At 71.7% G+C, this 15173-nt stretch carries 7 protein-coding genes, 1 other RNA gene and 6 pseudogenes; 2 read left to right on the top strand and 12 right to left on the bottom strand.

From position 1 onward, the window contains the following. Positions 1-150: 150 nt before the first annotated feature. The 3 genes and pseudogenes from ABD946_RS07780 to ABD946_RS07770 form a co-directional block, all read right to left on the bottom strand. Positions 151-432: an HU family DNA-binding protein gene (locus ABD946_RS07780; protein ID WP_345281360.1), complete on the bottom strand. Its 282-nt coding sequence runs from the start codon at positions 430-432 to the stop codon at positions 151-153. A 523-nt stretch (positions 433-955) separates the two neighbouring features. Next, a pseudogene (locus tag ABD946_RS07775) lies at positions 956-2424 on the bottom strand (NAD-dependent malic enzyme). 325 nt (positions 2425-2749) lie between these two features. Beyond that, positions 2750-5028, bottom strand: a pseudogene (locus tag ABD946_RS07770) (HelD family protein). On the opposite strand from ABD946_RS07770, the gene ABD946_RS07765 reads away from it, so the two are divergent. Next, complete coding sequence (locus tag ABD946_RS07765) at positions 4969-5094, top strand: hypothetical protein (protein ID WP_345281363.1); 126 nt, start codon at positions 4969-4971, stop codon at positions 5092-5094. The pseudogene ABD946_RS07770 and the gene ABD946_RS07765 sit on opposite strands and share 60 nt — an antisense overlap. A gap of 286 nt (positions 5095-5380) precedes the next feature. Here the strand turns inward: ABD946_RS07765 and ABD946_RS07760 are convergent. The 7 genes and pseudogenes from ABD946_RS07760 to ftsE form a co-directional block, all read right to left on the bottom strand. Next, a pseudogene (locus tag ABD946_RS07760) lies at positions 5381-6555 on the bottom strand (uroporphyrinogen-III synthase). Positions 6556-6724: 169 nt separating this feature from the next. Next, a pseudogene (locus tag ABD946_RS07755) lies at positions 6725-8097 on the bottom strand (nitrate/nitrite transporter). Between the two features lie 187 nt (positions 8098-8284). Continuing rightward, positions 8285-8660, bottom strand: a transfer-messenger RNA (tmRNA) gene (gene ssrA, locus ABD946_RS07750). Between the two features lie 91 nt (positions 8661-8751). After that, positions 8752-9238: pseudogene (gene smpB / locus ABD946_RS07745) on the bottom strand (SsrA-binding protein SmpB). Positions 9239-9269: 31 nt separating this feature from the next. After that, positions 9270-10250: a S41 family peptidase gene (locus tag ABD946_RS07740; RefSeq protein WP_345281359.1), complete on the bottom strand. Its 981-nt coding sequence runs from the start codon at positions 10248-10250 to the stop codon at positions 9270-9272. Between the two features lie 174 nt (positions 10251-10424). Next, a complete protein-coding gene (gene ftsX / locus ABD946_RS07735) occupies positions 10425-11336 on the bottom strand; it encodes a permease-like cell division protein FtsX (RefSeq protein ID WP_345281357.1) in 912 nt (303 codons plus the stop codon). A gap of 57 nt (positions 11337-11393) precedes the next feature. Further along, positions 11394-12083: a cell division ATP-binding protein FtsE gene (gene ftsE / locus ABD946_RS07730; protein ID WP_345281355.1), complete on the bottom strand. Its 690-nt coding sequence runs from the start codon at positions 12081-12083 to the stop codon at positions 11394-11396. A 299-nt stretch (positions 12084-12382) separates the two neighbouring features. Here ftsE and ABD946_RS07725 point away from each other — a divergent pair, with 299 nt between their 5' ends. Further along, positions 12383-12577 carry a hypothetical protein gene (locus tag ABD946_RS07725; protein ID WP_345281353.1) on the top strand — a complete coding sequence of 65 codons (195 nt, stop codon included), beginning with the start codon at positions 12383-12385 and terminating at the stop codon, positions 12575-12577. Between the two features lie 142 nt (positions 12578-12719). On the opposite strand, the gene prfB is transcribed toward ABD946_RS07725, so the two are convergent. Continuing rightward, on the bottom strand, positions 12720-13829 hold the full coding sequence (gene prfB / locus ABD946_RS07720) for a peptide chain release factor 2 (RefSeq protein ID WP_345281351.1): 1110 nt from the start codon (positions 13827-13829) through the stop codon (positions 12720-12722). A gap of 9 nt (positions 13830-13838) precedes the next feature. Then, positions 13839-15114 (bottom strand): annotated as a pseudogene (locus ABD946_RS07715) (serine/threonine-protein kinase). Between the last annotated feature and the right edge of the window lie 59 nt (positions 15115-15173).

The raw sequence follows: 15173 nt of genomic DNA, 5'->3' as shown, positions 1-15173 counted from the left end.
TCCGCGACCTGGGCGCCCAGGTCGAGCTGAAGAACGAGGAGCCGGCCGACGAGGAGCTGGTCGCCGTCCTGATCCGGACGGCACGCGAAACGACCGTGGCCGGTCTCCCCGAGGGGAGACCGGCCACGGTCGTAGGGGCTACCAGGGGCGTCACTTGCCCTTGGCGGCCTCCTTCAGCTTCGAACCGGCGCTGACCTTGGCGCTGTAGCCGGCCGGGATCTGGATCGGGTCGCCGGTCTGCGGGTTACGAGCGGTGCGGGCGGCACGGTGGGTGCGCTCGAAGGTCAGGAAGCCGGGGATGGTGACCTTCTCGTCACCCTTGGCGACGACCTCGCCGACGACACTCGGCGAAGGCGGCAGAACGGCGTCGGCGTCCTTGCGGGTCACCTCGGCGCGCTCCGACAGAGCGGCCACCAGCTCACTGCGGTTCATGTGTACTCCTGTGGTCTGTTCGCGTTGCGGTGTGCGGGGCCCGTCGGTCGTCCCGCGGCCGCCATCACTGGCGACGGCAGGGCCGCTGGTCCGCACACTGTGCTCGTTCAGGCGAGGGTTGGTCAGGGGTCGGGCTTGCACCCCGAAGCGCCTCAAACCGCACTGCCTGGGTACGAATCCTGCCCCGACCGGCACTGAGAAAGCCAATCGGTCCCCGCCGCGTTGACCCGAACAGCGCCCGCCGGACGGAGTTGTGACGCTCCGTCCGCTCCGGTGGACCGGGGGGCGGGCGCGGGGCCGGGAACACACGCCGAGGGCCCAGGGGGACGTTCCGTACTTGTCGGACACGCCTGCCCCGTGCAGGGCTACCGTACGCCCTGCCACCGACAAGCCAAACACGCCCCTTCCCCTTGTGTCGCAAGGGTTCGGGCGAGCGGGCTCGGGTAGGGTGGCCGGCCGACCGCCGGACCCTCCGCGCGGGAGGTCCGGACCGGGCCCGCCACCCCGCCGAGCTGCGGCTGGATCAGAGCTGAACGGCCGGGAACGACGTGGTGTCCAGGGTGCCGACGATGCCCGGGGTGGGCGGGGCCGGGGCCGGCTCGGTCTCGCCGCGGGCGGCCAGCGCGGCCTCCCGGACGGCGGCCGCGACGGTCCTTGGCCACGTCGGGGTGGAAGACGCTGGGGATGATGTAGTTCGGGTTCAGCTGGTCGTCGGCCACGGTGGTGGCCAGCGCCCGGGCGGCGGCCAGCATCATCTCGGTGTTGACGGTGCGGCTCTGGGCGTCAGCAGGCCGCGGAAGACGCCGGGGAAGACCAGCACGTTGTTGATCTGGTTCGGGAAGTCGCTGCGGCCGGTCGCCACCACGGCGGCGGTCTGGCGGGCCACCGCCGGGTCCACCTCCGGGTCCGGGTTGGCCAGCGCGAAGACGATCGCGTCTCGGCCATGGTGGCCAGGTCGTCGGCCGTCCAGCACGTTCGGGCGGAGACGCCGATGAAGACGTCGGCGCCCGGCCACCGCCTCCTTGAGGCTGCCGGTGCGGCCCGAGCGGTTGGTGTGCTCGGCGATCCAGCGCAGGCTGTCGTTCAGGTCGTCGCGGCCCTCGTGGACCACGCCGCGCACGTCCGCCACGTGGCGTGCCGCACGCCGGCCGCCAGCAGCAGCTTGAGGATCGCGGTGCCGGCCGCGCCCGCGCCGGACATCACACGCGGATCTCGTCGATGGCTTGCCGACCACCTTGAGCGCGTTGGTGAGCGCGGCCAGCACCACGATCGCGGTGCCGTGCTGGTCGTCGTGGAAGACCGGGGATGTCCAGGGCCTCGCGCAGCCGGGCCTCGATCTCGAAGCAGCGCGGCGCGGAGATGTCCTCCAGGTTGATGCCGGCGAAGCCGGGGGCGATCGCCTTGACGATGGCGACGATCTCGTCGGCGTCCTGGGTGTCCAGGCAGATCGGCCAGGCGTCGATGCCGGCGAAGCGCTTGAACAGCGCGGCCTTGCCCTCCATCACCGGCAGGGCGGCCTCGGGCCGATGTTGCCCAGGCCCAGCACGGCCGAGCCGTCGGTGACCACGGCGACGCTGTTGCGCTTGATGGTCAGGCGGCGGGCGTCCTCGGGGTTCTCCGCGATCGCCATGCAGACCCGGCCACGCGGGGGTGTAGATCATCGAGAGGTCCGTCGCGGTTGCGGATCGGCAGCTTCGAGACATCTCGATCTTGCCGCCGAGTGTGCATCAGGAAGGTGCGGTCCGAGACCTTGCCGATCGCCACGCCCGTCGATCGCGCGGAGCTTCTCGACGATCTCCTCGCCGTGGGCGACCGAGGCGGCGGCCACGGTGACGTCGATCCGCAGCGCCTCGAGGCCGGAGGCGGTGAGTCCAGGCCGTGACCGAGCCGCCGGAGGACTCGACGGCGGTGTGATCGAGTCTCAACCGCGTTGACCGGTGGCGGCACTCCACCGGACCGTGATCGGTTCGAGACACTGGGCACTGTCGCCATCGACGTCCTTCTTCTGAATCAACACTTTGTTGTAATGCCTGCGCAGTCGGCATGCTAGACTCGATCGTCGCACTCACGCAGTGGTTCGATAGAAATACCGTTCATTGAGTGTGTGCGGAGTCGACAGGCTTCTTGCACCTCGGCGACGATAGCGTTTATACATGGACAAGGCACCGGCTCGATCCAAGCGGGCCCACAACCTCGTCCCTAGAGGACGCACTTGCCGCGAGGCGAGCATGCGGGTCGGTGTCACAGCTGTCGAGAGGCTCACAAGTCCGGTGAGGTGGGCCTTCCGCTGTCCGCTCTGCGTCAGCTGGCTGGTCCGTCAGCGCAGCAGCGCAGGCACCCCGTCCGAGGCGTCCGGCAGGTCGTCCGGGCGGAGAGCGACGGTGAGCACGGTCTGGGTGGCCCGGGTCAGAGCCACGTACAGCACCCGCAGCGCGCCTCGACTCGCCCGCGATGCGACCGGTCGCCACCTCAAACGTGGCGTCGTACTCACAGGCCCTTGGCCTCCAGCGAGCCCAGCGCGACCGTCCCGCTCGCCCAGCCGGCCACCCAGTCCGGCGTCCTCGGCGCGGTCCATCGACCACAGCACCGCGACGGTGCCGTCCACCCCGTGCCAGCAGCCGCTCTTCAGCTCGGCCCGGGCCGCGCCGCGACCGCGGCCGGCTGCGGTGCCGAGCCGACCGCCGTCTGAAGCGGGGCTCCAGGCCGGTGGAGCGGACGGCGGTCGGCGAAGGGGGGTGCCGGAGCGGCCAGCTCCAGCACCTTGGCCGCCACCTCCGCGATCTCCGAGGGGTTGCGGTAGTTGACGGTCAGGGGTGTGCCGACGGCGCGGCTTGCGGCCAGCACCTCGTCCATCGCGGCCTGCGCCTCCTGCGGGAACGGCCAGGAGGACTGCGCCGGGTCGCCGACGATGGTCCAGTCGCCATCCGGGCCCGGCGGCCGACCATCCGCCACTGCATCGGCGTCAGGTCCTGCGCCTCGTCCACGATCACGTGGGCGTACTCGGTGCGCTCCACCGGGACGCGCTCCCGCTGGCGGGACATCCGGTCGCGTAGGTGGTCACCTCGTCCAGGCCGGTCAGCATGTCGACCGCGTCCACCTCACGGACCTGCGGACCGCCGCCTCGCCGAGCAGCAACTGCAGCTCGTCCACCAGCGCCACGTCGTGCGCCGACAGCTCGCCCTCCCCGCGGGACGTCAGGTGCCGCCAGGAGTCGGCCAGCAGCCGTTGGCCGCCTCCGGAAGGAGTGACGCGTCCCCGCGTCGGGCGCAATCAGCCGGTCCGCTCGGTGTCGCCGCGGACTGCTTGAGGTGCGCCAGCACCCGACGGCCGGCGGCCTCACACGCGCGCCAGGGCACACACAGGACCTCCAGGAAGTCCAGCTCGACGCATCGACACGCCTCGTCCGCAGAGAGCGTACTCGTCGACGGCCTCCTTCTCGCAATCCTGTCGGCGCTGCTCGCGCGCGTTAGTGGTCGGCGGGGCGCGGCAGAGTGCCGGGTGCGACCTACCATGACCAGAGCGCGTCCAGCCAGCAGCAGCCGGCTGGGCCGCGGGCGGAGAGCAGGCTTGAGCGGGGTGCCGCCGCTGCCGATCACGTTGCCGCGCACCGCCTTCAGGCGGCGTCGTCCAGCGCAGCGCCTCGCCGCGGCGAAGACCTCAGCTCCGGTCGGGCACCCAGCTCCAGGGCGGCCTTAGGCCGCCCGGCGCAGCAGCGTCACCATCCGGGCCGAGCCCTTCACGTGGGCGGTCTCCGTGGTGTCGTACCGGCCCGCCTCGATGCCGTCGACCAGGCTGCCGACCGCGCGGATCGCACCTGGCCCTCCTCGCCAGCGACGGGCAGCAACGCCCTCGGTGTACGAGACCAGCAGCGCGGTCGGGCTGACCACCAGGATGCCGCCCGCGTACCGGCGGCGGTCCTGGTAGAGCAGGAAGGCGGCGCGGTGCAGCGCGACGGCGGTCTGCCGGTGCCCGGGCCGCCGGTGACCAGGGTGGCACCGGGCGCGGGGGCCCGGATCACCTCGTCCTGCTCCTTCTGGATCGAGGAGACGATGTCGCGCATGGTGGTGGCTGCGGGCCCGGCCCAGCGTCGCCATCAGCGCGCCGTCGCCGACCACCGCCAGCTCCTGACCGCCCAGGGTCGGCGTCAGGTCCGGACGGAGCAGGTCGTCCTCGACGCCGATCACCCGGCGGCCCTTGGACCGGATCACCCGGCGCCGGAATCACCCGGCCCGGCTCGACCGGGGTCGAGCGGTAGAACGGCGCGGCGGCCGGGGCCCGCCAGTCGATCACCAGCGGACCGAACTCGGCGTCCAGCACGCCGAGCCCGGCCGATGTGCAGGGTCTCGGCCACGGCCGGGTCGGCCGGGTCGAGCGGGGTCTGCGACGGGATCCCGTGCTCCTCCGGGGCGTCGGCCTGCTTGGAGGTCGATCCGGCCGAACAGGAAGTCCTCGAACTCGGTGTTCAGCCGGTGCAGGTGCGCCCCGGCGCGGTACACCTGGGGCGTCCCGCTCCGCGAGCGCGCCGGGCGTGCCCACGTGGACGCGCTTGGCGGCGTCCTCGAGGATGTACTCGGCCTCGGCGAGCTTCTCCTCCAACCGGCGGTAGACGGTGTCGAGGTGGCGCTGCTCCTCGGCGATCTCGCGGTCTCGGACGGTGTCTGAGTCTGTGCTGCTGTGCATGGCCTCGTTCAGTGGCGGCTGTGAACCTGCGGGAAAAAAGAGACGGACGGAAGATCCTACGCCCAGGACCCCGCCCAGCGGCAGACACCCGCACACATCACCTGCACCGCACCACCACTCGTAGTGGTCACCCCGGGGGCGCGAGGAACTGCGCGCGGGGGAACGGCAGCACCTGCAACTGGCTCGACTGCCCCGACCTCATCACCGGTCCGCCTTCCGTACTCGCGCAGTTCCCCGCGCCCCTGGGGCCTTCGGCCCGGGCGGCCCGTCAGACGGCGCCGTACTTCTCCCCCGGCTCCGCCGTCGGGTCGACCGCCAGGCGGTAGCCGCGCTTGACCACGGTGGCGACCAGGTTCGGCGTGCCGAGGGCCGCGCGCAGGCGGGCCATCGCGGTCTCCACGGCGTGCTCGTCGTTGCCGGCTGCCGGGCAGGGCGCGAGCAGCTCGGCGCGGGCCACCACCCAGCCGGGGCAGGCGGGCCAGGGCGCGCAGCAGGGCCATCCCGGCGGGCGGGACGGGCCGCAGCTCGCCGTCCACCAGGGCGGCCTGGCCGCGCAGCTCCAGCTGGTGCCCGGCCACCGAGAGCCGCCGCCGCGCTCGGGGAGCCGGGCGGTGAGCAGCTGCACCATCGCGCCCAGCCGCATCCGTTCGGGCCAGACGGTGGCGATGTCCAGTTTCCTCCAGCGGGGCGGCCGTCACGGGCCCCGACGCAGACGGCAGGACGTCGCGGCGCAGCGCGTGCAGCAGCTGGTCGGTCAGGCCGCGCTCCGCTGCCCGGTCGTAGCAGGGCTGAGCACCGCCGGGGCGGAGGTGAAGGTGATCGCGTCCAGCGCGCCGGTGCAGCAGGCGTCCAGCAGCCGGTCCAGCGGGGCGATGGTCGGCGGGCGGCAGCCAGCGGTAGACCGGCACCTCGACCACCTCGGCGCCCGCCGCGGTGAGCGAGTCGACGAAGTCCGCGCTGCGGGGCGCCGTGCAGCTGGACGGCGATCCGCTTGCCCTCGACGCCGTCCTCCAGCAGCTTCTCCAGCACCTCCACCGAGGACTCCGACCTCGCCGACCCACTCCTCCCGCAGCCCGGCGGCCCGGATGGCGCCCTTGGCCTTGGGGCCGCGGGCCAGCACGGAGGCCTTGCCGAGCCGTTCGATCAGCTCGTCGCCGAGGGCCCCAGCCCTCGGCGGCCTCGATCCAGCCCCGGAAGCCGATCCCGGTGGTGGCCACCGCGACGTCCGGCCGGCCCGGCCACCAGCGCCCGGGTGGCGGCGAGGAGTTCGGTGTCGTCGGGCAGCGGCACGATCCGCAGTGCGGCGGCCCGCTGCACGGCGGCGCCCCGGCGTTGGAAGCAGCGTGGCCAGCTCCTCGGAGCGGCGGGCGGCGGTGATGCGACGGTGAATCCGGCCAGCGGAGGCACCGGCTCGGCGGCGTGAGGGGCCGTCAGTTCGTCCATGGCTGTGGGTCCTTCGGTGGTGCGCACCCCGGCTGCGGCGGGCCGGGAGGGGTGGGTGGACGGGCATCCTCCCCCGGGGCGGTGTCGCTGCGGGGTCGGCCGGATTTCCGGGGTGTTTCACGGGCCGGACCGGCCGTCCAGGGGATGGACGGCCGGTCCGGCCCCGGGGTCAGGCCGCGACCCGCTCCTTCACCGGGGCGGTCACCGCGCTGCCGGTGGGGCGGCGCAGGTAGACGGCCCAGGTGAGGGCGGCGCAGACGGCGTACGCCGCCAGGAAGGAGGCGAAGGCGGGGGTCCCGGTCTTGGCGACCAGGAAGGACTGCCGGAAGGCCAGGTTGATGAAGAGGCCGCCGAGCGCGCCGACCGCGCCCGATCACCACGACGGCCGCGCCGGACATCCGGCGGGACCAGGCGGCGGCCATGCTCGGCGGTGGCGCCGAGCTCGGCGATCCGGTTCTGCGCCTTGGCCTCGGAAGATCACCGGGATCATCTTGTAGGGTGGAGCCGTTGCCCAGCCCGGCCAGCACGAAGAGCGTGGTGAACCCGGCCAGGAAGACCGGCAGCGAGCGCTCCGAGGAGGCGTACAGCACCACCAGGGTGGCGGCGGCCATCCCGGCGAAGTTCCACAGGGTGATCCGGGCGCCGCCCCAGCGGTCGGCCAGCCAGCCGCCGACCGGGCGGAATCAGCGAGCCGAGCAGCGGGCCGACGAAGGTGAGCTGGGCGGCTGCAGCGGGGGTGCGGCCGAACTGGGTCTGCAGCACCAGGCCGAAGGCGAAGCTGAAGCCGATGAAGGAGCCGAAGTGTGCCGATGTAGAGCACCGACATCAGCCAGGTGTGACGCTCCCTCAGCACCTCGGCCAGCGCGCCGGTGTCGTTTCTTCATCGGCGCCAGGTTGTCCATGAAGAGCGCGGCGAGGGTGGCCGCGATCACGATCAGCGGCAGGTAGATGCCGAGCACCAGCCGGGGTGAGGTGGCCCCGGCCCAGGTGATCACCGCGAGCGCGACCAGCTGGATCACCGGCACCCCGATGTTGCCGCCGCCGGCGTTCAGCCCGAGCGCCCAGCCCTTGCGGTGCTGCGGGAAGAAGGCGTTGATGTTTGGTCATCGAGGAGGCGAAGTTCCCCCCGCCGAGCCCGGTGAGCGCGGCGACCACCATGAAGGTGGTGTAGGAGGTCCCCGGCTCCATCACGTACGCGGCGGCCAGTGCGGGCAGCAGCAGGAGCAGCGCCGAGACCACCGTCCAGTTCCGCCCGCCGAAGCGGGCCACCGCCACGGTGTAGGGGATCCGGACGAAGGCGCCGACCAGGGTGGGCATCGCGACCAGGAAGAACTTACCGGCCGGGTCGATCCCGTACTTGGGCCCCATGAAGAGGACCATCACCGACCAGAGGCTCCAGATCGAGAAGCCGATGTGCTCCGAGAGCACCGAGAAGACCAGGTTGCGGTTGGCGGTCCGGCGCCCGGTCCGCTCCCAGAACGCCCGGTCCTCCGGATCCCACTCCTGGATCCAGCCCCGTCGCACCGCCGTGTCTCCACTCATCGCAACTCCCCTTGTGCAAGTTCGGCGCCCTGACCTGGACGACCCTAACGGGCCGGGATTTCCGGGGAGTTGTGGGTTGTGAACCCGCCGGTACGGTCCTCTCACCGGGCCGCCCGGCGCGGTGTGAGACCGCCGAAACGCAAGAAGGCCGCCTCCTCGCGGAGTGCGGCCTTCGAGCGACATGGGTCTGTGGAGATGCCGGGAATCGAACCCGGGTCCAGTGGAGTGGATTCAGGACTTCTCCGAGCGCAGTCCGCTGTGAGTTTCTCGGCCCTGGCAGTCACGCGGACAAGCCGCCAACAGGCCCAGCCACTGTTTTATTTTTCCGCCGACCCCCGTGGCCGGGGTGGCGGATGAGTTCCCTAGATTATGCCAGGATCCGGGTCGGGAACTCCCCGGGCTGACACCCATTCACTCTTGCTTAGGCAGCGAGAGCGAACTGCTGGGAATCGCGCTTAGAGTTGGCGATTATTTTTTTGCGACAGATGGTTAACGAGATCATTGCCGCGTTCCTCGGCTCGCTTCTCCTGTTTCGACGTCCCCTGTCGAAACCGATCATCCCCATGTTGAATTGACAAACAGCTCCGGCGGGCGGGCCCTCCGGTGATGTTGCTCGGGCCATAGTACGCGCAGGCACCGGCCAGGGCCAAGCGATTAACCCCGCTGGCGCTTCCGTGCCGCCGCGACGGCCCCGGTCGGACTCGCGGCGGTCCTGCTTCTCGCGCAGGGTCTGCCGCTTGTCGTACAGCTTCTTGCCGACCGCGAGCGCCAGCTCCAGCTTCACCCGGCCGTCCTTGAAGTACAGGGAGAGCGGCACCAGGGTGTGGCCGGTCTCCTTGACCTTCGACTCGATCTTGCGGATCTCGAGCTTGTGCAGCAGCAGCTTGCGCTTGCGCCGCGAGGCGTGGTTCGTCCAGGTCCCCTGGGTGTACTCGGGGATGAACACGTTGTCGACCCACGCTTCGTGGCCCTGCACGTAGGCGTAACCGTCCACCAGGTTGGCCCGCCCCTCGCGGAGCGACTTCACCTCCGTGCCGGTCAGCACCATGCCGCATTCGTACGTGTCGAGGATGGTGTACTCGTGTCGCGCCTTCTTGTTCTGCGCGATCAGCTTCTTTTCCCGTTTCCTTAGCCATAGCACCGGCCATTCTCGCACCTCGCCCGCCCGGTGGTCAGCCCATTTGGCCGCGGCCCAGCCCGGAGAGCACGGTGTCGGCGAGCCGGGTCACCGCCTCCGGGTCGCCGCCCGGCGGCTGGGGGACGTCCGGGGTGAGGCCGGTGCCGTCCGGCGAGCGGCCGGCCGGGGTGGCGTAGCGGCCGACGGTGAGTTCCAGGACGGCGCCGTCGGCGAGGCGGCTGGGCTGCTGGACGGTGCCCTTGCCGAAGGTGCGGGAGCCGACCAGGACGGCGCGGCTGCGGTCCTGGAGCGCCCCGGCGAGCAGTTCGGCGGCGCTCATGGTGCCGCCGTCCACCAGCACCACCAGGGGCACGGTGGTGTCTCCGCCGCGCGCTGCGGTCAGCTCGCGCCGCTCGCCGCGCTCCTGGTACGAGGCCACCGGGCCGCCGTCCAGGAAGAGCGAGGCGGTCCCCACGGCCTGGTCCACCAGCCCGCCGGAGTTGCCCCGCAGGTCCAGCAGGACACCCCGGGCGCCCCGGACGGCCTGCGCCACCTCGGCGGCCACACCGGCCGTGAAGCCGCGCACCGCGACCTTCACCACCCCGGGCCGCAGCTGCTCCACCGTCACGTCCCGGGCGGCCAGCTCGGCCCGGCGCAGCGTCAGCTCACGGGCCGGCCCGCCCGGTCGGCGGACCGTCAGCTCCACCGCCGTGCCGACCTCGCCGCGCAGCCCGGCCACCACCTCGGTGACCGGGAGCCGGTCGGCCGGGGTGCCGTCGATGCCGAGCAGCACGTCCCCGGCCGCGATCCCGGCCTGCCGGGCGGGCCCGTCGGGGTGCACCCGGTCCACCGTGGTGGCCCCGTCCGCCGCCCGCCGCACCGAGAGCCCGACGCCGCGGTAGCGCCCCTTGGTCAGGTCGGTGTACTCCTCGGGCGTGTAGTACGCGGCCCACGGGTCGCCCCCCCTCGGCGACCAGCCGCTCGGCCTGCTGCCGGGACAGCGACGCCCCGGCCAGGTCACGCCCGGCCAGGGCATCGGAGGAGGAGGTGGGCGGGCGCCCGTCGGCCGGAGCCCCGCTCCAGGCCCCGGTGACCGCCCCGGTGAACAGCACGGCGCCGAACGCCAGGGAGAGCACAGCTCCCTGGCGCACTCCCGCACGCAGAGTCACCGGCATGGCAAGGGAGTCTAGGCGCACTGCCTGAGGGGGCGTCAGACCTTCAGGTACTTCCGGAGGGTGATGAACGCCGCGATGCCGGCCATCCCCATGCCGACCACGACCAGCAGCGGGATGACGGTGAGCACCGAGGAGAGCCCGATGAAGTGGATGAACTGCACCCGCTGGGCCAGGAACTCCTGCACGAAGAAGTGCCCGCCGAGCAGCAGCCCGGAGGCCAGCACCGCACCGAGCAGCGCGGCGAAGGCCGCCTCCGCGATGAACGGCATCTGCACGTAGAAGTTCGAGGCACCGACCAGGCGCATGATCCCGGTCTCGCGCCGTCGGCTGAACGCGGACACCCGGACGGTGTTCACGATCAGCAGCAGGGCGACGAAGAGCATCAGCACCATGATCACGAACGCGGCGGTCTGCAGACCGTTCAGCAGGCCGAACAGGTTCTCCAGGATCTTCCGCTGGTCCTCGACCGACTTGACGCCCGGCTTCCCGGCGAAGGCGCTCTGCACCACGTCGTACTTGGTCGGGTCGTTCAGCTTGACCCGCCAGGACTGCGGCATCGCCTCCGCACCCACCGCGGCGAGCAGCGGGTTGTCCGGGTTGGTCTCCTTCCAGCGCTTGTACGCGTCCTGCGAGCTCTCGAAGGTGGAGCTCTGCACCAGCTGGGTCATCTTGTCCAGCTGGCCCTTGACCTCGGCGATCTGCTGGTCGGTGGCGGCACCCGCCGAGCACTGGGCGGAGGTCTTGGCGTCCGACTTGGTGCAGAAGTAGATGCTCACCTCGACCTTGTCGTACCAGTACCCCTTCATGGAGTTGACCTGGTCGCGGACGAGCAGCGAGGCGCCGGCGAGGGCGAGCGATAGCGCGACGCTGACCACGACCGCGATGGTCATGGTCAGGTTGCGGCGGAGACCGACGCCGATCTCCGACAGGACGAACTGGGCGCGCATGGCGTTACTCCAGGGGCAGGCAGGTGGAACGGGCAGGCGGACGGGGCGTCGGGTGGCTCAGTTCTGGTAGCCGTAGACGCCGCGGGCCTGGTCGCGGACCAGCAGCCCCTTGTCGAGCTCGATCACCCGCTTGCGCATCTGGTCGACGATGGCCTGGTCGTGCGTGGCCATCAGGACCGTGGTACCGGTGCGGTTGATCCGGTCGAGCAGCTTCATGATGCCGACCGAGTTCTGCGGGTCGAGGTTTCCGGTGGGCTCGTCCGCGATCAGCAGCATCGGCCGGTTCACGAAGGCCCGGGCGATCGCCACGCGCTGCTGCTCACCACCGGAGAGCTCACCGGGCATCCGGTCCTCCTTGCCGCCGAGGCCGACCAGGTCGAGCACCTCGGGCACCACCTTGTTGATGGCGCTCTTCGGCTTGCCGATGACCTCCAGCGCGAACGCGACGTTCTGCGCGACGGTCTTGTTCGGCAGCAGGCGGAAGTCCTGGAAGACGGTGCCCAGCTGACGCCGCATGTGCGGCACCTTCCAGTTGGACAGCTTGCCGAGGTCCTTGCCCAGCACGTGGACCGCGCCGGTGCTCGGGCGCTCCTCGCGCAGGCAGAGCCTCAGGAAGGTCGACTTGCCGGAGCCGGACGAACCGACCAGGAAGACGAACTCGCCCTTCTCGATCTCCAGCGAGACGTTGTCCAGGGCCGGACGGTTCTGCTTGGGATAGGTCTTGGAGACGTTGTCGAATCTGATCACGGCTGCATCACGGGGGCCATCCTAGGTGGGTCAGGACTCGGACCCTACGCGAAGCCCCTCCGGGCCCGCAGGCACTGTCCGGGGGTTCACCTGGGATTTGGCGAGAAATATCCCGTTCTGCCCGGATAAGTGCGACCCATGTCACAGCCCGGCATGCGGTTGAGCGGTCGGCGAACGGGGAGGACGGGCCGGAACGGGCGGAACCTGGCACAGTGGTAGCTGAGAGCGCCCGTCCAGGGCCGTCCGAGGAACCGGAGGCCCGTCCGGCGCGTTGCAGTAACCAGCAAGGAGGAGATCGCATGACTTGCGACCATCTGGTGTGCGCCAACTGCAACGGCCGCGTGAGTGACGGCCGCTGCCCGGTCTGCCGCGCCAACCGGGCCCGGCTGCAGGACCAGCAGGGCCCGTTCGCCGCGCTGTCGCCCACGGCGCTGCTCGCGCTGATCGTCGGCCTGCTGGCGGTGGCGCTGATCGCCCGTCAGGCCCTGGCCTGACCGACCCCGCACGCGAAAGGGCCCCGGGAACTCCCGGGGCCCTTTTCGGTGCGTCCTTACGCGGCGGCCTCGCGCTGCTTCCGCCAGCGGATGCCGGCCTCGATGCTGTGCTTGATCTTCATCGAGGCCGGCATCCTTCCGATCACGCGGCGGCTTCGCGCTGCTTCCGCCAGCGGATGCCGGCCTCGATGAACCCGTCGATGTCGCCGTCCAGCACCGACTGCGGGTTGCCGACCTCGAACTCCGTCCGCAGGTCCTTGACCATCTGGTACGGGTGCAGCACGTACGACCGCATCTGGTTGCCCCAGGACGAGCCGCCGTCCTTGAGCGCGTCCATCGCGGCGCGCTCCTCCTGACGGCGCCGCTCCAGCAGCTTGGCCTGGAGGACGTTCATCGCCGAGGCCTTGTTCTGGATCTGCGAGCGCTCGTTCTGGCAGGAGACCACGATGCCGGTCGGCAGGTGGGTGATCCGGACCGCGGAGTCGGTGGTGTTGACGCCCTGGCCGCCGGGGCCGGAGGCGCGGTAGACGTCGACGCGCAGCTCGCCCTCGTCGATGTCGACGTGGTCGGAGGTCTCGACGACCGGGAGCACCTCGACGCCGGCGAAGGAGGTCTGCCGGCGGCCCTGGTTGTCGAAGGGCGAGATGCGGACCAGGCGGTGGGTGCCCTGCTCGACCGAGAGGGTGCCGTAGGCGTAGGGCGCCTTGACGGTGAAGGTCGCGGACTTGATGCCGGCCTCTTCGGCGTACGAGGTGTCGTAGACCTCGGTCGGGTAGCCGTGCCGCTCGGCCCAGCGCAGGTACATGCGCATCAGCTGCTCGGCGAAGTCGGCGGCGTCCACGCCGCCGGCCTCGGCCCGGATGTTGACCAGGGCCTCGCGGGCGTCGTACTCGCCCGAGAGCAGGGTGCGGACCTCGAGCTCCTCGACCGCCTTCTGCACCGACGTCAGCTCTGCCTCGGCCTCGGCGCGGGTGTCCGCGTCGTCCTCGGCCTCGGCGAGCTCGAACAGCACGCCGAGGTCCTCGACCCGGCCGCGCAGGGTCTCGAACTTGCGGACCTCGCCCTGGAGGAAGGAGAGCCGGCTGGTCACCTTCTGGGCGTTCGCGACGTCGTCCCAGAGGGCCGGGGCGGCTGCCTCCTCCTCCAGAACGGCGATGTCGGCCCGGATCTTGTCCAGGTCGAGGACGGCCTCGATCGACCCCATGGTCGTTTCGAGGGACTTGAGCTCTTCGGAAGGATCGACGGCTGCCACGCCACCAGACTAATGGTTCGGCGGGCCCGGCTGCGCATGGGTATCCGTCACCCAGTGGATTCCCGCCGGTCGGGCGCCGGAGGTGTGCCGTTCCCGGGCGAAGGCGGAGTACGCGGCGGCCGCGCCGGCCAGCAGCAGCACCGCCGCGATCAGCACCGCGTAGAGCCGGCGGCGGCGCACCAGCGCCCGGCGGCCCTTGCGGTGTCCGGCCGGAGCGGCCTCGCGGCGCTGGGCCTGCGATTCGGCGGCGTAGGAGGCGAGTTCGCGGTCGGAGGGGCGGCGCAGGCTGGTGTGGGTGTCGCGGGTGGAGTCCGGCAGCGGGGCCTGGACCAGCGGGACGGCCGGGCCGCGCCGGCGGCGGTGGGTGCCGGGGCCGGCGTCCACTTCGGTGTAGACCGCCTCGCCCGGGGTGAGCGGGGGCTCGGCCTCGGCGCGCTCGGGGGGGCAGCTGCGGGGGCAGGCCGACCAGGTACGGGAGCTGCTCGCGCAGCCGGGTGGCCAGCTCGGCCGCGCGCAGCCGGGAGGCCGGGGCCTTGGCCAGGCACTCGGTGATGATCCGGGACAGGCCCTCGGGCAGGCCGGGGACGGCCGGCACCTGCTCGGTGACGTGCCGTCGGAGCACCGCGCCGGTGTGGCCGCCGCCGAACGGGGTGAAGCCGGTGAGCAGCTCGTAGAGCACGGTGGCCAGGGCGTAGATGTCGACCGCGGCGCGCGGCTCCAGGCCCTCGATGATCTCGGGGGCGAGGTAGTCGGGGGTGCCGATGATCCGGGTGGCCCGGGTGCGCCGGGGGGCGTCCACCAGGCGGGCGATGCCGAAGTCGGTGAGCTTGGCGCGCGGGGCGCCGCCGGGGCCGGCCGGGGCGGCCAGGTCCAGCAGCACGTTCTCCGGCTTGACGTCGCGGTGGACGATCCCGGCGGCGTGCGCGGCGGCCAGGCCGTCGGCCACGTCGGCGATCACCGAGACGGCGACGGCAGGGGCCAGCGCGCCCTCGCGCTCCAGCCGGGAGCGCAGGTCGGTGCCCTGGACCAGCTCCATCACCAGGGCGAGGTCGTCGCCGTCCACCACCATGTCGCGGACCTCGACCACGTTGGGGTGGTCGAGGCTGGTCAGCGCGGCGCGCTCCTGGACGAAGCGGCCGACCAGCACCTGATCGGATGCCAGGTCCTCGCGCAGCAGCTTGACTGCCACCGGTCCGTCCGGGCCCTCACCGAGCCACACGGTCCCGGCGGACCCCCGGCCGATCACCTGCTGGACGGTGTACCGGCTGCCGATCTTGCGTGCCAATGCTGCTGCTCCGTAGGCGGCGGGAGCGCGCTGCCCTTCTGCGCGCTCGGTAGGTCGGT

The sequence above is a fragment of the Kitasatospora albolonga genome, from assembly GCF_039535905.1.
Lineage (GTDB): Bacteria > Actinomycetota > Actinomycetes > Streptomycetales > Streptomycetaceae > Kitasatospora > Kitasatospora albolonga.
This window is presented reverse-complemented; position numbering and strand designations above follow the sequence as displayed.

Coding starts and splice junctions, on each gene's coding strand:
- ABD946_RS07740 (WP_345281359.1), bottom strand. CDS start 10,250: ATGCCCTGGCCGGGCGTGACCTGGCCGGGGCGTCGCTGTCCCGGCAGC.
- ABD946_RS07780 (WP_345281360.1), bottom strand. CDS start 432: ATGAACCGCAGTGAGCTGGTGGCCGCTCTGTCGGAGCGCGCCGAGGTG.
- ABD946_RS07725 (WP_345281353.1), top strand. CDS start 12,383: ATGACTTGCGACCATCTGGTGTGCGCCAACTGCAACGGCCGCGTGAGT.
- ftsX (WP_345281357.1), bottom strand. CDS start 11,336: ATGCGCGCCCAGTTCGTCCTGTCGGAGATCGGCGTCGGTCTCCGCCGC.